Source organism: Polynucleobacter hirudinilacicola, from assembly GCF_002192535.1.
In the GTDB taxonomy this organism is placed as follows: domain Bacteria; phylum Pseudomonadota; class Gammaproteobacteria; order Burkholderiales; family Burkholderiaceae; genus Polynucleobacter; species Polynucleobacter hirudinilacicola.
The window spans coordinates 361,323-381,377 of sequence record NZ_NAIA01000001.1 but is presented as its reverse complement, the minus strand read 5'-3'; the positions used below and the strand labels follow the sequence as shown (position 1 = coordinate 381,377).

The window sequence follows — 20,055 nt, the reverse complement described above, 5'->3', positions numbered from 1 at the left end:
CTCATTGGCCACTAATCAGCCGCAATACCCAACTTTTTTAATAAGGAATCAAGCTCATCAAACTGACTAAAGCCAATGCGGAGCTCGCCGCCCTTGCCTTTGAACTTAAATTCGACGTTTAAGCCAATTAAATCAGCGATTTCTTGAGATAGCCGACGCATATCAGGGTCGCGACTTGGCGAAGTGGCGCTAGTCTTACTTTTAGACTTTTTGTCACCAATCTGGCCCCCGGCAATTGCTAAAGCTGCTGACATTTTTTCCGCTTCACGAACAGACAAACCTTGTGCGGCAATTCTTTGGGCCAAAGCAACCTGGCTAGCCCCAGGGAGGGGCAATAGGGCGCGAGCATGGCCCATATCGATATCGCCCGCCAGAAGCATTGCCTGGACAGGTTTTGCGAGTTGGGCCAGGCGCAATAGGTTGGTAATGGCGCTTCGGGACTTTCCTACCGCTTTTGCGGCCTGTTCATGTGTAAAGCCAAACTCTTCGATCAATCTCGCCAGGCCTTGTGACTCTTCAAGGGGGTTTAAATCTTCCCGCTGCATGTTCTCAACCAAAGCCATTGCTGCTGCTGCTTGATCATCTGCGCTAGAAACCAAAACTGGCACTTCTTTTAGACCAGCAATTGTGGCTGCACGAAAGCGTCGTTCGCCGGCGATGATTTCGTACTTTCCTGGTGATACAAGTCTAACCAATAGCGGTTGCATCACGCCTTGTTCACGAATGCTCTCTGCTAATTCTTGCAAACCACCAGCTTCCATTTTTTGACGAGGTTGATATTTGCCGGCCTGCAATGCAGTCAATGGCAAACGATTAATTTCTGCTGTTGAATTTGCTTGAGAACTTTTCTCTCCGAGCAACGCCTCTAGCCCTCTACCCAAACCTTTTTTCTTAATTGCAACCATGGTGTTTTATCTTCTAAAAAAATTACATGTGCTTGATGCGCTCAACCATCTCCGCACCAAACTCTAAATAGGCTTTTGCACCACGCGATGACTTATCAAATGCAACGCCAGGAAGCCCGTAAGACGGGGCTTCGGCCAGGCGTACATTGCGCGGGATAATTGTCTTAAATACTTTATCTCCAAAGTGCTCTAAGAGCTGATCGGAAACTTGTTGTTGCAGCGTCATACGCGCATCAAACATCACGCGCAATAAACCAATGATCACTAAATCAGGATTTAAATTTGCATGCACTTGCTTAATGGTGTTTACTAAATCCGACAAACCCTCCAGTGCAAAATATTCACACTGCATTGGTACGATGACGCCATTTGCCGCGCACAATCCATTGAGCGTTAACAATGACAACGCAGGCGGACAATCGATCAAAATAAAATCGTAATCATTTGCCACTGCAGCTAACGCATTTTTCAAGCGAGATTCACGCGCATCAATATCTACTAATTCAATTTCTGCACCAGCTAAATCACGATTTGCAGGCAACACGTCATAAGCAGAACTCTCACAACGTTGAGCGCAATCTTTTACGGAGGCCAAGCCAATTAAAACTTGGTAAATGCTGTTGTTTAAATCCGCCTTCTCAATCCCAGAGCCCATGGTGGCATTACCTTGCGGATCCAAATCTACTAATAACACTCGCTGCCGAAGTCCAGCTAGGCCGGCGGCCAAATTTACAGCGGTGGTGGTCTTGCCAACACCGCCTTTTTGATTTGCGATACAGAATATTTTTGCCATAGCTACTTTGTGACTTTGCTTAAGAGGTGAGGGGTGATTTTCTCATGGGGCTCAAGACCAAAAGGCGTCTTTCCACCGATAAATTAGGTATATGCAAGGGTTCGTCTGCCAATAAGCGCCAGTCATTCATACAAACCGCCTGCATCTCTTCATCTGCACGCTTACCTTTCATTGCAAACACTAGGCCGTCAGGCTTTAAAAAAGGCAATGACAAGTCTAAAAAGCGAGCCAGATTGGTAAAAGCCCTAGAAATAACCGCATCAAACTGGCCTGGTTGTTGCACTGCAACATCTTCAACGCGCTCACTTAAGATTTCAATGTTTTTTAACTTTAACTTTCCGCGCACATGCTGCAAAAAAGCGGTCTTTTTTCTAACCGCCTCGATGAGGGTCAAGCGCCACTCGGGCTCAACAATGGCAATCGGAATGGCGGGAAGGCCGCCGCCAGAACCTAAATCCGCAATCTTGGGGTTTTGGTCTTTTAAAAATTGCCTCAAAATAGGTAAAACTGCAATTGAATCAATGAGATGGAGCCTAACTGAATCTTTTTCGCCCTCGATCGCAGTTAAGTTATGAACTTGATTCCAACGCCCCATTTCTTGCAAAAAAAGCTCTAAATTGGCAATGTTTGTGTCGTTTAAATTTAAACCGAGCTCGGCAATTCCGAGAGCAAGCAAGCTCTCGCTCATGTAGTTTCTTGGGTGCGACCCAAACCCTTTTTGAGGTGGACTAAAAGCAAAGAGAGTGCAGCCGGTGTTACCCCAGATATCCTGCCCGCCTGACCCAATGTTTCAGGCTTGTGAAGATTCAGCTTTTGCTGAACCTCTTTAGATAGACCCAATACATTTGAATAATTCAAGGATTCAGGCAGGGGGAATGTTTCGTTATGTTCTTGGCGAGCAATTTCAACCGCCTGTCGATCAATATAGCCCTGGTATTTGACCGAAATTTCCACTTGATCACTAATTTGAGCCGCAAGCCCAATATCATCGTCTAAAACCTCAGGCGCCCATAATCCATTGCCTAAGCTTGTGATTGCTTCATAAGTAACGCCAGGACGACGTAAAAGCTCTGTTAGGTTGCACTCATGGGACAAATCTTGGCCCAAAAGATTAGCAACTAGGGGTGCCGCCTCATGCTTTGGTCCAACCCAGATATCCTGAAGACGAGATGTTTCACGTGAAACAGCCTCTTGCTTTCTACAAAAAACTTCCCAGCGATAGTCGTCAACCAGGCCAAGGTCACGCCCAATGGCTGTTAAACGCATATCGGCGTTATCTTCCCGCAAACTAAGGCGATATTCTGCTCGGCTAGTAAACATCCGATAGGGCTCTTGAACGCCGCGGGTAATCAAATCATCCACCAAAACGCCAATGTAAGACTCACTTCGCTTTGGCAACCAAGGCTCTTTACCCTTAGAGGCTAGGCCAGCATTAATTCCAGCCAACATCCCTTGGGCTGCAGCCTCTTCATAGCCCGTGGTACCGTTAATCTGCCCAGCAAAGTAAAGCCCGCTAATGGCCCTGGTTTCTAGGCTATGGCGCAATTGGCGCGGATCAAAGAAATCATATTCAATGGCGTAGCCCGGGCGAACAATTACCGCCGACTCTAGGCCTCGAATACTGCGGACCAAGTCCCACTGGATATCAAAAGGCAAACTCGTAGAAATACCATTAGGGTAAAACTCGTTAGTAGTTAAGCCCTCCGGCTCTAAAAAGATCTGGTGGCTGTTTCTAGAGGCAAAGCGATGAATTTTGTCTTCAATAGAAGGGCAGTAGCGTGGGCCAACCCCCTCAATCACGCCGGTATACATTGGGGAACGGTCTAGGCCGCCCCGAATAATGTCATGGGTCTTTTCATTTGTATGAGAAATCCAGCAAGGCACTTGCTGTGGGTGCTGTTCTGGACGCCCCAAGTAGGAGAAAACTGGGACTGGATCAAGATCTCCAGGCTGCTCAAGCATGACTGAAAAGTCGATCGTTCTGCCATCAATACGGGGCGGGGTGCCAGTCTTTAGCCTTCCTTGAGGAAGTTTTAGCTCTTTTAAGCGGGCAGACAATGAAGCAGCAGCAGGATCGCCAGCGCGGCCGCCGGCATAATTATTTAAGCCAACATGGATTTTTCCATCTAAAAAGGTGCCGGCCGTCAAAACCACCTTCTTAGCCATAAACTCTAGGCCCATTTGGGTTACAACCCCCTGAACCTCATCACCCTTTACCAACAGATCGTCAACTGCAGCCTGAAACAAGCTTAAATTCGGCTGATTTTCTAAACGGCGACGGATTGCTGCTTTATATAAGACGCGATCACCTTGAGCGCGGGTCGCGCGGACGGCTGGGCCCTTGCTGGAATTCAGAATGCGGAATTGGATGCCGGCCTCATCAGTTGCCGCAGCCATGGCACCGCCCATCGCATCAATCTCTTTAACGAGGTGGCCTTTACCAATCCCGCCAATAGAAGGGTTGCAGCTCATTGCGCCCAGACTCTCAATGCTATGGGTAATTAATAAGGTGTCGCAACCCATGCGCGCCGATGCGAGAGCGGCCTCAGTCCCGGCGTGACCGCCGCCAACTACGATGACATCGAAACTTTTGGAATAACGCATGATTTGCCTCGGATAGGGCGATGATCATAGCATTTTGTTTGTTTCACGTGAAACAAAAGCACTGAAAAAATGGGGAAAAATAAATGACTTTTTCTAAGTCACTGATTTAATTCAGAAAATAGGCATTCCATGCAGACTTCAGAATGAGTACACTCACAATTACCAAAAAAGGCCTTTCTAACAAAGGCGCTTCCATGCTTAATTGCAAGTCGACTACCAAATTGGCTGCCAGCAATATTGGCAATCATCATGGCAAAACCAAGTGGCCAATTAATTTGACCCAAACTCGCCAACATCAGGATTGCCGCCAAGTTTGTTGCAACGTTCACCAACTTAGTTGCGGCAGAGGCATGCAAAAAATCAAAGGCGAAAAATCTTACGAAGCCGAACAACAAAAAGCTGCCAGTGCCGGGACCGAAAAAGCCATCATAAAAACCAATCGTTAATCCCAGCAAGACCGCTTTGAGCTGCTGAAAGCGACTCTTTTCCTTTGGTGCATGCTGCTCTCCCAACGAAGGCTGAAACCAGGTGTAGAACAAAAGAAAGAGCAGCAAAAACGGTAAGGCCTTTCGCAATGGCTCTGCTGGAAAATTGCTCACGGCGTTAGCGCCCAAAAGAGAGCCGACAAAACCTGCCACGATCGCCGGCAAAACAATTGCCCATGGCAATGAAACGTGACGCAAATATCTACGCGCAGCATTTAGTGTGCCGCCAATAGCCGAAACTTTATTGGTGGAAAGGAGTGTTGCGGGCGGAGCGTCTGGGTAGGCAGCAAACAAAGCCGGGACCTGAATCAAGCCGCCGCCGCCAGCTACGGCATCAACCAGGCCAGCAAAAAAAGCCATAGCCAAAAGCAGCGGCCAAATGTAAATTGAAAATTCGATGAGGGACTCTTTTATTTAAATGAGTGCGGCGATAGCGCCGCACTAAAACCAAATAATAAAAGGAAAAACAAAAACTCAGTTCTTGCTTTTGTAATACGCAACAATTTCGCCAACTACACCGCGACGGAATGCCAGGACACAAATCACAAAAATAAAGCCTGTTGCAATCGTGCTCCAGGATCCAATGTTTGCTAAGTAGTTTTGCAATCCAACTACGATGCCAGCGCCAACTACTGGGCCAAGAATTGTTCCCATGCCACCAAGCAGGGTCATCAACACCACCTCGCCAGACATATGCCAGTGAACATCGGTCAACGTTGCCAACTGGAATACCAAAGACTTCATCGACCCAGCCAAACCAGAGAGGGCGGCTGAAATCACGAAAGACATTAACTTGAAACGATCCACGTCGTACCCCAAAGAAATTGCACGCGGCTCATTCTCACGAATTGCTTTTAAGACCTGACCAAATGGGGAGTTCACGGCACGCATAATCAGCGCAAAACCAAATAAGAACACCGCTAGAACAAAGTAATACATGGCCACATCATTTTTTAGATCAATGAGCCCAAACAATGTTCCGCGTGGTACACCCTGAATGCCATCTTCGCCGCCCGTAAATGGCATCTGGACAGCCAAAAAATAGATCATTTGCGAGAGGGCCAAGGTAACCATGGCAAAGTAAATGCCTTGCCGACGAATCGCTAAAGAGCCAATGATGAATCCCAACGCGCCCGACCCGAGCACACCCAAGACAATTCCGAGCTCTGGAGAAAAGCCTGCCTCTTTACAAAGGTAGGCAGTAATGTAGGCGGCAGTTCCAAAAAAAGCCGCATGACCGAAAGACAAAAGTCCGGTGAAGCCAAGCAATAAATTGAAAGCACAAGCAAAGAGCGCGAAACACAAAACCTTCATTGCAAAAACCAAATAGATAAAATCTTGGAATGGCAATAGCAAGGCAATTAAAACCAGAATGCCGTAAAGCAACTTTGTTTTTTGATTCATGATTATTTTTCCCGCCCAAACAGTCCAGCAGGACGAATCAACAAAACAATTGCCATGATCACAAAGATCACTACGCCCGAAGCCTCTGGGTAGAACACTTTTGTGAGGCCCTCAATGAGGCCCAAGCCCAAGCCCGTCAAAATGGCACCCATAATCGAGCCCATGCCACCAATCACCACTACAGCAAAAACCACAATGATCAGGTTCGAACCCATTAATGGGTTTACTTGAAAGATTGGCGCAGCTAAAACACCAGCAAAGCCAGCAAGACCAACGCCATAAGCGTAAGCCAGAGAAATCATGAGAGGAACATTAATGCCAAAAGCTTGGAGTAGTTTTGGGTTTTCGGTTCCAGCGCGCAAATAGGCGCCCAATTTTGTTCTCTCGATTACATACCAAGTAGAGAAGCAAACCACTAAAGAAATAACAACTACCCACATACGATATTTCGGCAAAATGATGCCGATGGATTCCAAAGGAATGGCGCCCTGTAAAAGCTCCGGCGCTGGATAGCTCTCACCAGAAATTCCATACCAATGACGAAACATGCCCTCAATAATCAAAGCCAGACCAAAGGTCAGCAATAGGCCGTATAAATGGTCGAGGTGATACAGGCGACGCAACATCGTGCGCTCAAGAATCAAACCAAATCCCGCCAACACAAGCGGAACAATAATGAGCGCAAACCAATAGTTAATTGATAGATCGGGGAAGCCAAGCCATTGGCTAATTTGAGTTAAACCAATCCAGGCAACAAAAGCACCCATGGTGTACTGGGCACCATGTGCAAAATTAATGATGTTGAGAAGGCCAAAAATAATGGCCAATCCCAAACTCAATATGGCATAAAACGAGCCATTGATAAGCCCCACCAAGAGTTGGGCTACCAGCCCTTGAGGGGTAATTCCGAGAAGTTCAAACATACTTAAAGGAAGAATTACTTATTAGTAACCAGCTTGCATCGTGACAATGAAAGTGGTTGTGTCGCTTCAGCAGCAGGAATCACTGCGCGAACGTTGTAATAATCCCATGGGCTTGTTGACTCAGAGGGCTTCTTCACTTCGAGCAGATACATATCGTGCTCAAACTTGCCGTCAGCACGAATCTTGCCTTTGAAAAGACCGTCATCGATATTGGTGGACTTCAAAGCCTTCATTACAGCCTGAGTGTCATCGGTGCCAGCCTTTTGTACAGCATTTAAGTAAGCAAGAACAGAAGAGTAAACGCCCGCCTGAACGCTGGATGGCATACGCTTATGTTGCAAGATGAAACGCTTTGCAAAAGCACGCGTCTTATCGTCCTTATCCCAATAGAAGCCCTCAGTAAGGTACATGCCTTGAGCGGCATTTAAACCCAAAGAGTGAACATCGGTAATAAACATCAACAAAGGAACAACCGTTTGTTTTTTGTTGATACCAAACTCGGAGGCTTGTTTAACGCTATTGATAGTGTCTTGACCGGCGTTTGCAAGGGCAACAACATCTGCGCCACTAGCTTGAGCCTTTAAGAGGTAGGAAGAAAAGTCGCTGTTAGGAAATGGGTGCTTACTAGTTCCCAATACCTTACCGCCATTGGCTGTAAGAACATTAGTTGAATCTCTTTCTAACGCTGCGCCGAACGCGTAGTCAGCAGTCAAGAAATACCAATTCTTTTTGCCCTGCTTTACAACCGCCTTAGCGGTACCGTTTGAAAGTGCGTAGGTGTCATAGGTCCAATGCACGTTGTTAGCAGTACATTTTTCATTGGTGATCGGCAAAGAAGCTGCGCCAGAAACCAATGTAATTTTGTTCTTTTGCTCGGCAACTTCCATTACAGCAAGAGCAACGTTGGTTGAAACCAACTCAACAATCACATCAACACCGTCTTTGTCGTACCACTCACGAGCTTTGTTTGCAGCAATATCAGCCTTGTTTTGATGATCTGCGCTTAAAAGCTCAATCTTTTTTCCGATAACAGTGCCATCTTTAGAAAAATCGGCAATTGCCATTTTTGCTGCGATCACTGCGCCGGGTCCAGCTAAGTCAGAATAGGTTGATGAAAGGTCGGTTAATACTCCGATCTTTACTACATCCCCGCTGACTTTTGCGCCGCTTTGTGCGAAAGCTGGATTGCCACCAAACATGGTTGCCGCAACCAGACACGCGGTTATTTGCTTTAACTTCATTTCTATCTCCTATAGATAAGCACTAAACACCAAGATACTCGTTTAATAAGGATGCTTTTGCAGCAAGCTCACTTTGTTGCACCACTTCAACCACATTTCCATGCTCAACCACATAATGGCGATCCGCCAAGGGTGCAGCAAAGCGGAAATTTTGCTCAACCAGAACAATCGTGAACCCCTTGTTACGCAAGCTGGTAACAACTTCACCCAGTTTTTGCACAATCACGGGGGCCAGACCCTCTGTAATTTCGTCGAGCAATAACAACTTGGCGCCCGTTCTTAAAATGCGCGCCATTGCTAACATTTGCTGCTCGCCGCCAGACAATCTCGTACCTGGACTATTCCGTCTTTCGTATAAATTTGGAAACATTTCGTAAATCTCATCCAAGCCCATTCCGCCTGGCGCAATTTCCGGTAGCAGCATAAGATTTTCTTCGGCGCTTAAGCTTCCAAAAATCCCTCTTTCTTCGGGGCAGTAGCCAACACCCAGGCGTGCAATTTTGTATGTTGGCATCGAGATCGTCTCAGTGCCATAAACCTCTACAGAGCCGGTCCTTTTGCTGGTGAGGCCCAAAATGGTTTTGAGGATAGTGCTTCGACCCGCGCCATTTCTACCAAGTAAAGTGACAACCTCACCATCACGCACAGCGAAGTTCACACCATGCAGAATGTGGGACTCCCCATACCAAGACTCTAGGTTTTTAACCTCTAAAGCCATGTTGCTCATAGCTTCGCGCCCTCATGACTGCCCATATAGGCCTCTACCACTAGCGGGTTACTGGAAACCTCGTGATAGGAGCCCTCAGCCAAAACAGCGCCTCGCTGTAATACGGTAATTCGGTCCGCAATAGAAGAAACCACCTTCATATTGTGCTCAACCATTAATATCGTACGGCCCCTTGCAACACGATGAATCAACTCTGTTACGCGCTCCACATCTTCGTGGCCCATTCCCTGTGTGGGCTCATCAAGCAACATTAACTCTGGCTCCATGGCCAAGGTTGTGGCAATTTCAAGCGCCCTTTTGCGCCCATAAGCTAAATTGAGTGTTTCTTCATTAGCAAAACCCTCTAAGCCAACCTCGTGCAAGAGCTCAAGGGCGCGCTCATTTAGCACATGCAAAGAGTCGCCCGATTTCCAAAAATGAAACTCTGTGCCCAATCCTCGCTGCAGTGCAACACGAACATTTTCAAGTACGGTCAAATGAGGAAAAACAGCAGAGATCTGAAAGGAGCGAATAATGCCGCGTCTCGCTATCTGTGAAGGGGCCTCATTTGTAATATCAAGGCCATTAAATAAAATTTGCCCGCTGCTGGGCTCTAAAAACTTTGTGAGCAAATTAAAGCAGGTGGTTTTCCCAGCACCATTTGGGCCAATTAGGGCGTGAATCGTTCCCCTGCTTACATCCAGGTTTACATCACTAACCGCGGAGAATCCTTTGAAGGATTTACCAAGCCCAATTGTTTTTAGTATTGTTTCTTGCAATCTCGTGCCTCCCACCCCTCGTTTGAGGCAAGAGTTTGAGGATAACCCAAGATGACTATGCTTTATATAGCAATAACCCTAAAGCCATTAATGCTTGGGCCTTAGGTGTTTTGACTGATTTTTATAAACTTTTGAATTGCGGTACGCGCGAGCTCATCTAAAACATCCACAGGAACCCTCTGTGCGCCCTGAACAATCATTAGCGCATAGGGTTTTGCTAGAGCAGATGCCTCGGGGCACAAGCGCAACTCTTCACCCTCTGCTGGAGATTGGCCACGCCAATAATTAATTGCGGCCTCAAGCTCTTGAATGCTTACGTACAACATGGGGTGTTAAGGTTTACTTTTCTTTAACGGCGAGCATTGTGCCGCGACATTTTTTGGCGCCGCAGCGACACTCATAATCTTTTTTCATTTGCTTGGTGACGCGGCCATCAATATCAAGAGAGTAGTCGTAGAACAACTCTTCACCAACTTTTAGTGCGCGCTTGGCATAAATGAAAACGCGTGGTTCGCCATCATAAATACCCTCTTTTGTTTCGCAAATTGGCTTGCAAGAGTGATTAATCCAGCGCGCAGCATTGCCACCGTACTTTGCATCAATAACCCGACCATCATCTAAGGAAAAGTAAAACGTATGGTTAGGATCTTTTTTGTCATGAGGATGGCGCTTAATAGCTAATTTCCAACTAATACGCTCGCCCTTGTACTCAATGATTGCTTGGCCTTTTTTAATTGGCTTTGCTACAAAAACCCCCTTACCATGAATTGGCGAGGATTTAACAACGATAGAAGACCGATCCACCTTGGGAGGTGATAATTTTTTTGATTTCATATTTAAACGTCTAGGTTGCGAGCAATAAGGGCGTTCTTCTCAATAAACGCGCGGCGCGGTTCAACCTCATCACCCATCAATGTTGTAAACACTTGGTCCGCAGCAATAGCATCCTCAATCTTTACTTGCAACAGGGTGCGTGAACTAGCATCCATGGTGGTTTCCCACAGTTGTGATGGATTCATCTCGCCCAAACCTTTGTAACGCTGGCGACTCAAAACACGCTCAGCCTCAGACAATAACCAAGAGAAGGCTGCCCTAAAGTCAGAAATAGTTTGCTCTTTTTGATTTTTGTCCGGATCGCCACGGCGCACTCTTGAGCCCGGCAAAACCTTGCCAGACAAAACGGATGCCGCATTGGCAAGGCTTTGATAATCATCCCCATGAACAAAATCGGAGTTAATTGAAGATAGTTTAAGGTTGCCATGGATACGACGTGACAGCAACAACCTAAAGCGCTCGGTGCGATCTTCTTTTTGCACAACAATTTCTGGTGGCAAGGCCAATGGGTTTAAAGAATCAGCCAACGCCTTTCTTAGACGATCCGCAGAGTCATTGGCAGACTGCTCAGTATCCAGATTCAGTTGGGTGCCAGAGGCTATTGCCCTCAAAGCATCTTCGTCGATAGTGCGTGATAAGCGATCAACAATAGACTGGATTACTTGGTAGTGTTTGGCCAACTCATTTAAAGCGGCGCCCTCAATAATCTCGCCAGTTGGGGTTTGCAAAGAGGCGGTTTCAAGCGCAATCTTTAACAACAGCTGGTTGAGCTCCGCATCATCCTTAATATATTGCTCGCTCTTACCAAACTTCACCTTGTACAGCGGTGGTTGTGCAATATAGATGTGGCCGCGCTCGATCAGCTCCGGCATCTGTCTATAGAAAAAAGTTAGTAAAAGAGTGCGGATGTGACTGCCGTCTACGTCCGCATCGGTCATGATGATGATGCGGTGGTAGCGGAGTTTATCGGCCTTGTATTCTTCAATGCCAATGCCAGTACCAAGAACGGTAATTAAGGTAACCACCTCTTGGCTAGCGAGCATCTTGTCAAAGCGCGCCTTTTCTACGTTCAGAATTTTTCCTTTTAAAGGAAGAATTGCTTGAAAGCGGCGATCGCGCCCTTGCTTGGCAGAGCCTCCGGCTGAGTCGCCCTCGACAATGAATAATTCAGATTTAGCAGGGTCCTTTTCTTGGCAGTCTGCCAGCTTTCCAGGAAGACCAAGGCCATCTAATGCGCCCTTGCGTCTTGTCATGTCACGAGCCTTGCGTGCCGCCTCACGCGCACGCGCAGCGTCGACGATTTTTCCACAAAGAATCTTTGCATCTGCCGGGCGCTCTTGCAAATAAGCGCTGAGTGCCTCCGCAACAATTTCTTCTACTGGGCCGCGCACCTCGCTAGATACCAACTTATCTTTGGTTTGACTAGAAAATTTTGGCTCTGGAACTTTAACCGATAAAACACATGCCAAGCCTTCGCGCATATCGTCGCCAGAGATTTCGACTTTGGCCCTTTTGGCAACCTCATTTTCATCAATATATTTATTGATGACGCGCGTCATTGCTGCGCGCAGGCCGGTCAAGTGTGTGCCGCCATCACGCTGGGGGATGTTGTTGGTAAAACAAAGTACTTGTTCACTAAAACTATCGTTCCATTGCATGGAAACTTCAGCAGTAATTTGGCCACCCAAATCAGAGGGGCGAACACCCTCAGCATAAAAAATATTGGGATGTAAAACATTTTTAGTTTGATTGATGTATTCAACAAAACCCTTAACGCCGCCAGAAAAGGCAAAGTCCTCTTCTTGGCCTGTGCGTTGATCAATTAATTTAATGTGTACGCCATTATTTAAAAAGGAAAGTTCACGAATACGCTTCACAAGAATTTCATAATGAAACTCTACGTTTCCAAAAATGGTTTCGTCCGCAAGGAAATGAACCTCTGTTCCTGATAATTCTGTATCGCCTGTAACGGTGATTGGAGAAACAGCAACACCGTTTTCCTCTTGAATGTTGCGATTTTTAATAACGCCGCGCTCAAACTCCATGTAATGGGTTTTGCCGTCACGACGAATGGTGAGCTTCAGCCATTTTGATAGGGCATTGACACAACTTACACCCACACCATGTAGACCGCCAGAAACCTTATAGCTGTTTTGGTCAAATTTACCGCCAGCATGTAACTCAGTCATTACGATTTCGGCGGCACTGCGTTTTGGTTCGTGTTTATCGTCGTACTTAATACCTGTTGGAACGCCACGCCCGTTATCAACAATCGAGATTGAGTTATCGGTTTGTATAACAACTGTTATTTCAGAACAATAACCGGCTAAAGCTTCGTCAATAGAGTTATCTAGAACCTCAAAAACTAGGTGATGTAAGCCCGTTCCATCAGAGGTGTCTCCGATGTACATTCCAGGGCGTTTACGAACAGCTTCGAGACCTTCTAGGATTTGAATCGATGCAGCGCCGTACTGCTCTACCACTTTTTTTTCTTCAGTCATTTTTTTCTAAGTTAAATACGCATTGGCATCACAACATACTTGAAGCTCTCTGAGCCAGGCAGAGTAATTACAGCGCTACTATTTGCATCACCCAAACTAATTTGAATTTTTTCATTTTTTAGATTTGATAAAACATCTAAAAGGTAACTTACGTTGAAGCCGATCTCAACAGTATCGCCACTATATTCAGTTTCAATCTCTTCTTGCGCTTCTTCTTGCTCAGCATTAGTAGATTGAACGGTAATTCGGTTGGGAGACAAAGAGAAGTGAACCCCTTTAAATTTATCCGTAGTCAAGATGGCGGCACGCTGTAGCGCAGATTGCAAAACATCACGGCCAACTACTAGAGTATTTTTATGCCCCTTTGGAATCACCCTCTGAAAATCAGGGAACTTACCCTCCACCAGTTTAGAAATTAATTCAATATCACCAAAAGCAAATTTCACTTGATTAGCAGTAAGACTAATCTCCAACAACTCTTCAGAGTCCTCCAAAAGGTGCTGACACTCTAAGATTGTTTTGCGTGGAATAATAATTTCTTGTCTTTGGCCAGAGCCAGATGGGACTTCAGTTAACTCAACCTGAGAGTAAGCCAAACGATGACCATCGGTTGCCACTGCTACGACCTCTTTACCCTCAATAACCAATAGCATTCCATTTAGGTAATAGCGAATATCTTGCTGCGCCATTGAGAAGTGAACTTGACTAATCAATTGACGAAAACTTTTTTGAGACATCTTCCACGCAGCCGTTACCTCACCAACACTTTGCATCACTGGAAATTCTGCCGCAGACAAAGTTTGTAATGAGAAACGGCTTTTCCCACTCTGCACAACCATCCGGTTGTCTTTTAGGTTTAAGGAAACTGGTCCCTCTGGAAGTGCGCGCAAAATATCTAACAGTTTTCTGGCGGCAACTGTTGTAGTCACATCCTCTGTACCAACACCAAAATTTGCATTTGTAGTAATTTGGATTTCAATATCAGTGGAGATAAAAGAAACTTTTTCGCCAGTCTTTTTAAACAAAAGATTTGCCAGAATTGGTAGTGTGTGTCTACGTTCAACAATTCCACTAACAACCTGAAGTGGTTTTAGTAAGTTATCGCGAGAAGTGTTAACGAGTTGCATTGCTTTTAAATCCTTGTATATATCTTAGTAGTAATAGTAATAAGGCTTCTGATTTCCGTGGATAACTCAAAAAACCTATATAAATCAAAATATTAGAAGACAAAAAACCTGTGGAAAACCTTTGTATAAGCGCTGCATAAAAAGTGGATAAGCTTTTTTCAATACCCTATTTTTGCATGAAGCTGAATCTTTCCACAATTTATCCACACACAATCCCCAAACTTATCCCTAGGGTTGTCCACAGCTTTATCCACAATCAAAAATCAAGCCTTCAAGGTTTGTTCAATAACGTGAATTTCGTGGTTTAACTGTCCGTCGTGAGCACGCTCATCAGCGATCTTACGAACTGCATGTAAAACGGTTGTGTGGTCCCTACCCCCAAAGAGCTCACCAATCTCTGGCAGGCTTTTTTGGGTTAATTCCTTGGCCATAAACATGGCAATCTGCCGTGGCCGGGCAATGTTGGCGGGCCGCTTCTTTGAATACATGTCAGCCACCTTAATGCTATAGAAATCGGCCACAGCCTTTTGAATATTTTCAACGGAAATTTGACGGTTTTGTATTGAGAGAAGGTCTTTGAGTGCGGTTCTTGCAACCTCAATCGTGACCTCGCGCCCATGAAAGCGCACAAACGCCAATATTTTTCTTAACGCCCCCTCAAGCTCCCGTACATTAGAGCGGAGATGTTTTGCCACAAAGAAGGCTACATCTTCACTCATTGGAATTCCTTCGCTAATCGCCTTTTTCATCAAAATAGCGACGCGCATCTCTAGCTCCGGCGGCTCAATGGCCACCGTTAAGCCAGAATCGAAGCGCGAAATTAATCGATCATCAATGCCCGCCATTTCTTTTGGGTACGTGTCGCTAGTGATGATTACCTGGGCCTTGTTGCTTAAAAGCGCCTCGAAGGCATAGAAAAACTCTTCTTGCGTCCTAGATTTACCACTAAAAAACTGAATATCGTCAATTAACAATAAATCTAGGGAATGGTAGTAGCGCTTAAAGCGATCAAAAGCCTTTTGTTGGTAGGCTCGCACAACATCAGAAACATATTGCTCAGCGTGTATATATCGTATGCGGGCGTTAGGTTTTTCTTTTAAAAGATGGTTGCCAATCGCATGAATTAAGTGTGTTTTACCTAGACCAACCCCGCCGTATAAAAACATTGGGTTGTATGAGCTGCCTGGGTTGTGTGCAACCTGAATAGATGCCGCCCTGGCAAGTTGATTTGCCTTACCGGTAACAAAAGTTTCAAAGGTAAGGTTGGGGTTGAGTTTTGAGTGGTCCTCAATCTCAAACGCACCCTCCTCTAGGGATGCGGCAGACTCTGCCACATTGCTTGTTTGGGGGTCTGGCAACACATTTTCCAAAACTGCTGGTGCCGCAACAGGCGGCGCACCGACCTCAACATCGAGGACAAAATTAACATTAATTGAGGAGCCAAAATACTGAGAGGCCAACTCTTGAAAGCGATCAGCAAACGTTTTTTTAATCCAATCGAGCTTAAATCGATTTGGGGCTCCAACAGTTAGTGAGTGATCACTCTCATCAAAAGACACGAGGGTCAGTGGCTGAATCCATGTTTTAAACTGTTGGGGCGACAGCTCGCGGGAAAGGGTGCTAAGCGCACCATCCCAAAAACCCAGGGGGTTGATTGAATTCAAGGCGGGGGGATTTTGTAGGTTGCTCATATTTTTGGAGGATCCATTGTAGCCATCCTGCAAAGTTATCCACAAGCTACAAAAACGTGGAAAAGCTGTGGATAACTTGTGTATAAACGTAAAAAAGACATATAAATTAATGGCTTAGTTAAAAAGCCCACAAAAATAGAGAAAAACACCTATATATTCATCGAGATTGATTGACCTTTTGCTCTGCAACAAGGAAAATACCTGGTTTTGCAGGGATCTATCATGAAAAGAACATACCAACCATCAGTAACTCGTCGTAAACGCACACACGGTTTTCGTATTCGCATGAAAACCAAAAGTGGGCGCGCAGTATTAAATGCACGTCGCGCTAAAGGCCGTAAGCGTCTGGCTGTTTAATTTAGCCATTGAACAGCGCTAGGATTTCTGAATTATTAAAAATAAACCCCAAGACAAGTTTGTATTGGGGTTTTTATGCTGCGCCCATTCAGGCGGGTGGTAAGCCAGACTTAGGGGTTGCGGTAGCCAAGAAATTAGCTAAAAGAGCTGTCGACCGCAACCGTCTTAAGAGGATGATTCGCGAATTGGTTTGGGCGGCTCAAGCCAATACCCTCAACAAAGATGTGGTGGTTAAGCTCAAGAAGCCGATTGGTCGCGAAACCCGTGGCAGACTTAGAAAAAAAGAAAAAGATCTTCTACGCTCTCAGATGTCGGGATTGCTCTAAGGTGCGCGTTTTAAATAAGGCCGCAATTAAACTGCTTAAGGCTTATCAGTTGCTTCTGAGTCCTTATGTGGGCATGCACTGCAAGTACGCGCCAAGTTGCTCACAATATGCGTGTGACTGCTTCAATCATTACGGGTTTATTAAAAGCTTCGGCTTGGTTGTTTGGCGAATTTTGCGCTGCAATCCATGGTCACGAGGCGGTTATGATCCTGCGGTAAAACAAACATCTCATTAACTTAAGAGAATGCAAATGGACTTTAAAAAAACAATTCTTTGGGCAGTATTCTCGATGTCGGGTCTCATGCTCTACAACAATTGGCAGGTCCATGAGGGTAAGCCATCTTTATTTGGGGGCGCGCCCGTAAGCGCCCCAGCAGCTACTGACAAATCTGCTGCTAGCAATAAGTTAGACGTACCTGCTCAAATATCTGGTCAGCCGGTTGTTGCGGCCGCCCCCGCTGTTAATTTGGGCGCATTAGACAGCGCGGAAAAATTTACGCTGAAAAATGATGTGTTGGTCTTAGAAATTAGCGCTAACGGCGCTAACGTAATTGATGCAAAGTTATTAAAGTCGCTGACTGCAGAAAACAAGCCCGTAGAGCTTTTTCAATACACGGCAAATCATAAATATTTTGCGCGCTCCGGTCTGATTTCTTTAAACAACAATGATTTACCAAATCACACTAGCACCTTCAAACTTATTCAGTCTGGTAAAGACGGTTCTGGCCGACCTTTTCTCACCCTCGGCAGCGAGCGTAATGGCGTTAAGCTAGAAAAAACATTCATTCTGAATCCTGGAAGTTATGTGGTGGATGTTGGCCATCGCGTGACTCAGTCAAGTGCAAATGCTACGCCATTGGTTCTCTACACCGAACTAGTGCGCGACGGCAGCCAGGAGCAAAAAATTGGTCCTTTTGATGGCGCCTTTTCAGCAAGCACCTTTACTGGCCCGGCAACATACACCGACAAAGAAAAATTCAATAAGCTGGAATTCACAGCAATTGATAAAAACAAAATTACTATTCCAACTCAGGTTCCCGCTGGGGATCCAGCGTGGATTGCAATGGTTCAGCACTATTTTGCTAGTGCATGGATTCCGGGCGATAAATTTGCGCGAGATATTTACGCGGGAAGAATTGATAACGGCCTCTATCGTATTGGCATGCAAACACCACTAGGTGTGATTGCTCAAGGATCAACAATTGTTGAAAAATCTCGTCTCTTTGTTGGCCCACAAGAAGAAAGCGTTCTAGAAACCATAGCACCAGGTTTTGAGTTGTTAAAAGATTATGGCTACTTAACCATTTTGGCAAAGCCGATTTTCTGGCTCCTGGAGAAAATCCATGGCTATGTTGGTAATTGGGGCTGGTCTATTGTTCTACTCACCGTTTTGATTAAGTTGGCATTCTTCCCGCTTTCTGCCGCAAGCTATAAATCGATGGCGCGCATGAAGGAAGTGCAGCCACGCTTGATGGCCATGAAAGAGCAATACAAAGGCGAGCCACAAAAGCTAAATCAAGCAATGATGGAGATGTATCGCAAAGAAAAAATTAATCCATTGGGCGGATGTTTGCCAGTGGTAATTCAGATCCCAGTGTTTATTGCTTTGTATTGGGTATTGTTGTCGTCCGTCGAGTTGCGCGGCGCCCCGTGGATTTTGTGGGTGCATGATCTATCGCTCCCTGATACTTCAATCAGTGATGTATTGGGCATGACACAATTATTCCCAATTGGAATCTTGCCAATCATCATGGCTGCTTCAATGTTTGTTCAAACCAAACTGAATCCAACCCCACCAGACCCCATTCAGGCAAAGGTGATGATGTATATGCCAATCGTATTCTCGGTAATGTTCTTTTTCTTCCCGGCCGGCTTAGTGTTGTACTGGGTGGTGAATAACTTATTGTCGATTGCGCAACAGTGGCAAATCAATCAAATGTTTGCAAAGAAAGAAGCCAAGTAATTTTTTGATGGCTTAGCCTTTAAGGGAAAACATATAGCAATGATGACTAGAAAGCTGCCCATCATTGCTATAGCAACTGCTCCAGGCAGGGCGGGCGTTGGGGTTGTGCGCATTAGTGGCCATAATCTTAAGGGCATCACAAAAGCACTTTTTCAGAAAGAGCTCTCCCCTCGCCAAGCAAACTTACTTACCTTGCGTGATGCCGACGGGCAAACCATTGACCAACTTGTTGCGATTTATTTTGTTGCCCCGGCATCATTTACTGGTGAAGACGTTTTAGAGCTTCAATGTCATGGTGGGCCGCAGCTTCTAGAGTTGGTCATGAAGCGCTGCTTAGAGTTGGGCAAGAACGACGGATTGGTAATTGCGGAGCCAGGCGAATTTACATTGCGCGCTTATCTCAATAACAAAATAGACCTTGCACAAGCCGAAGCGATTGCGGATTTAATTGATGCACAAAGTGAGGCTGCGGTTCGTGGTGCGGCCAGATCTTTACGGGGTGCTTTTTCAGAGAGCATCAATGATCTGATCGAAGAAATTACACAGCTGCGCATTTTGGTGGAATCAACCTTAGACTTCCCTGAAGAAGAAATTGAGTTTTTAGAGAATGCACAAGCTCGCACTCGTCTGGCTGCTGTCAAAGAAAAATTAGAATCGTTACGAGTCGGCGCCAGGCAGGGAAAGATTTTGCGTGATGGCATACAGCTTGTTCTTGCTGGCGCGCCAAACGTTGGCAAGAGCTCATTACTCAATAGGCTAGCTGGTGAAGAGGTTGCCATTGTTACCGCTATTGCCGGCACTACTCGCGATCGCGTGAAGGAAAGCATCACTATTGAAGGTGTGCCGATGCATATCATTGATACTGCCGGACTGCGCGAAACTGATGATCTCGTTGAGGCAAAAGGAATTGAAAGGTCTTGGGACGCCATTCGTCTGGCAGACTTGGTGATTTTTTTGACCGACCCAAATTCGACAGAGGATGGGCTGAAAGAACAAATTCTGAGAGAGCTGCCCCCAAAATGCCCAGTTTTAGAGGTTGTTAACAAGTCAGACTTGATATCTTTGGGGCCTACTGCGGCTCCAAAACAGGCCATTTTGATCTCTGCCAAAAATGGTGATGGCGTTGACGCCCTAAAGCAAAAAATCCTGGAAATAGTGGGTTGGAATGGTCCGCAAGAGGGCGCGATTGTGGCCAGAAGACGCCATTTGGACTGCCTGGAGAGGGCATCTGAGCATATTACAAGATCGGAGCAATTCGCTGCAAATGGCAACAATTCGCTTGAATTGTTCGCAGAAGAGCTATTTTTAGCTCAAAATCACCTTGGGCAAATTACTGGAAAGCTGCTTCCGGACGACCTTTTGGGAAAAATCTTTAGCCAATTCTGTATTGGCAAGTAAAGAGTTTCCTCTGTCTCG

At 45.8% G+C, this 20,055-nt stretch carries 19 protein-coding genes and 1 pseudogene; 5 read left to right on the top strand and 15 right to left on the bottom strand.

Annotated features, from left to right (window positions below):
- Positions 1-11 precede the first annotated feature (11 nt).
- The 15 genes and pseudogenes from B6A14_RS01925 to dnaA form a co-directional block, all read right to left on the bottom strand.
- A complete protein-coding gene (locus B6A14_RS01925) occupies positions 12-905 on the bottom strand; it encodes a ParB/RepB/Spo0J family partition protein (protein ID WP_087908776.1) in 894 nt (297 codons plus the stop codon).
- Positions 906-927: 22 nt separating this feature from the next.
- On the bottom strand, positions 928-1,698 hold the full coding sequence (locus tag B6A14_RS01920) for a ParA family protein (RefSeq protein ID WP_087908775.1): 771 nt from the start codon (positions 1,696-1,698) through the stop codon (positions 928-930).
- A gap of 19 nt (positions 1,699-1,717) precedes the next feature.
- A complete protein-coding gene (rsmG, locus tag B6A14_RS01915) occupies positions 1,718-2,386 on the bottom strand; it encodes a 16S rRNA (guanine(527)-N(7))-methyltransferase RsmG (protein ID WP_087908774.1) in 669 nt (222 codons plus the stop codon).
- Positions 2,383-4,302 carry a tRNA uridine-5-carboxymethylaminomethyl(34) synthesis enzyme MnmG gene (gene mnmG / locus B6A14_RS01910; RefSeq protein WP_087908773.1) on the bottom strand — a complete coding sequence of 640 codons (1,920 nt, stop codon included), beginning with the start codon at positions 4,300-4,302 and terminating at the stop codon, positions 2,383-2,385. The genes rsmG and mnmG overlap by 4 nt, the downstream gene beginning before the upstream one ends.
- A gap of 106 nt (positions 4,303-4,408) precedes the next feature.
- Positions 4,409-5,147 (bottom strand): annotated as a pseudogene (locus tag B6A14_RS01905) (sulfite exporter TauE/SafE family protein).
- A gap of 114 nt (positions 5,148-5,261) precedes the next feature.
- Positions 5,262-6,191: a branched-chain amino acid ABC transporter permease gene (locus tag B6A14_RS01900; protein ID WP_087908772.1), complete on the bottom strand. Its 930-nt coding sequence runs from the start codon at positions 6,189-6,191 to the stop codon at positions 5,262-5,264.
- A 2-nt stretch (positions 6,192-6,193) separates the two neighbouring features.
- Positions 6,194-7,114: a branched-chain amino acid ABC transporter permease gene (locus B6A14_RS01895; RefSeq protein ID WP_087908771.1), complete on the bottom strand. Its 921-nt coding sequence runs from the start codon at positions 7,112-7,114 to the stop codon at positions 6,194-6,196.
- Positions 7,115-7,128: 14 nt separating this feature from the next.
- Positions 7,129-8,355, bottom strand: a complete 1,227-nt coding sequence (locus B6A14_RS01890) for an ABC transporter substrate-binding protein (protein WP_087908770.1) — start codon at positions 8,353-8,355, stop codon at positions 7,129-7,131.
- Between the two features lie 22 nt (positions 8,356-8,377).
- Complete coding sequence (locus B6A14_RS01885) at positions 8,378-9,082, bottom strand: ABC transporter ATP-binding protein (protein WP_087908769.1); 705 nt, start codon at positions 9,080-9,082, stop codon at positions 8,378-8,380.
- Positions 9,079-9,840 carry an ABC transporter ATP-binding protein gene (locus B6A14_RS01880; RefSeq protein WP_087908905.1) on the bottom strand — a complete coding sequence of 254 codons (762 nt, stop codon included), beginning with the start codon at positions 9,838-9,840 and terminating at the stop codon, positions 9,079-9,081. Before B6A14_RS01880 ends, B6A14_RS01885 begins: the two co-directional genes overlap by 4 nt.
- Before the next feature lie 101 nt (positions 9,841-9,941).
- A complete protein-coding gene (locus tag B6A14_RS01875; protein WP_087908768.1) occupies positions 9,942-10,166 on the bottom strand; it encodes a DUF3717 domain-containing protein in 225 nt (74 codons plus the stop codon).
- 13 nt (positions 10,167-10,179) lie between these two features.
- Entirely contained in the window at positions 10,180-10,674 is a 495-nt protein-coding gene (locus B6A14_RS01870; protein ID WP_087908767.1) for an SET domain-containing protein, read from the bottom strand.
- Between the two features lie 2 nt (positions 10,675-10,676).
- Positions 10,677-13,175, bottom strand: coding sequence for a DNA topoisomerase (ATP-hydrolyzing) subunit B (gene gyrB / locus B6A14_RS01865; protein WP_087908766.1), 2,499 nt, complete (start codon positions 13,173-13,175; stop codon positions 10,677-10,679).
- An 11-nt stretch (positions 13,176-13,186) separates the two neighbouring features.
- Positions 13,187-14,302: a DNA polymerase III subunit beta gene (dnaN, locus tag B6A14_RS01860; protein WP_087908765.1), complete on the bottom strand. Its 1,116-nt coding sequence runs from the start codon at positions 14,300-14,302 to the stop codon at positions 13,187-13,189.
- A 263-nt stretch (positions 14,303-14,565) separates the two neighbouring features.
- Positions 14,566-15,993, bottom strand: coding sequence for a chromosomal replication initiator protein DnaA (gene dnaA / locus B6A14_RS01855; protein WP_236635613.1), 1,428 nt, complete (start codon positions 15,991-15,993; stop codon positions 14,566-14,568).
- Positions 15,994-16,215: 222 nt separating this feature from the next.
- On the opposite strand from dnaA, the gene rpmH reads away from it, so the two are divergent.
- Genes rpmH through mnmE form a run of 5 tightly spaced genes read left to right on the top strand, consistent with a single transcriptional unit; the run spans position 16,216 to position 20,037 of the window.
- A complete protein-coding gene (rpmH, locus tag B6A14_RS01850; RefSeq protein WP_011903922.1) occupies positions 16,216-16,350 on the top strand; it encodes a 50S ribosomal protein L34 in 135 nt (44 codons plus the stop codon).
- Between the two features lie 8 nt (positions 16,351-16,358).
- On the top strand, positions 16,359-16,676 hold the full coding sequence (gene rnpA, locus B6A14_RS01845) for a ribonuclease P protein component (protein WP_236635610.1): 318 nt from the start codon (positions 16,359-16,361) through the stop codon (positions 16,674-16,676).
- Positions 16,573-16,911 (top strand): membrane protein insertion efficiency factor YidD, encoded by a 339-nt coding sequence (gene yidD, locus B6A14_RS10465; protein WP_087908764.1) that lies wholly within the window; start codon positions 16,573-16,575, stop codon positions 16,909-16,911. Before rnpA ends, yidD begins: the two co-directional genes overlap by 104 nt.
- Before the next feature lie 15 nt (positions 16,912-16,926).
- Positions 16,927-18,639: a membrane protein insertase YidC gene (gene yidC / locus B6A14_RS01835; protein ID WP_087908763.1), complete on the top strand. Its 1,713-nt coding sequence runs from the start codon at positions 16,927-16,929 to the stop codon at positions 18,637-18,639.
- A 42-nt stretch (positions 18,640-18,681) separates the two neighbouring features.
- The gene (gene mnmE / locus B6A14_RS01830) at positions 18,682-20,037 is read left to right on the top strand and encodes a tRNA uridine-5-carboxymethylaminomethyl(34) synthesis GTPase MnmE (protein WP_201721453.1); all 1,356 of its coding nucleotides are present in this window, start codon (positions 18,682-18,684) and stop codon (positions 20,035-20,037) included.
- Positions 20,038-20,055 lie beyond the last annotated feature (18 nt).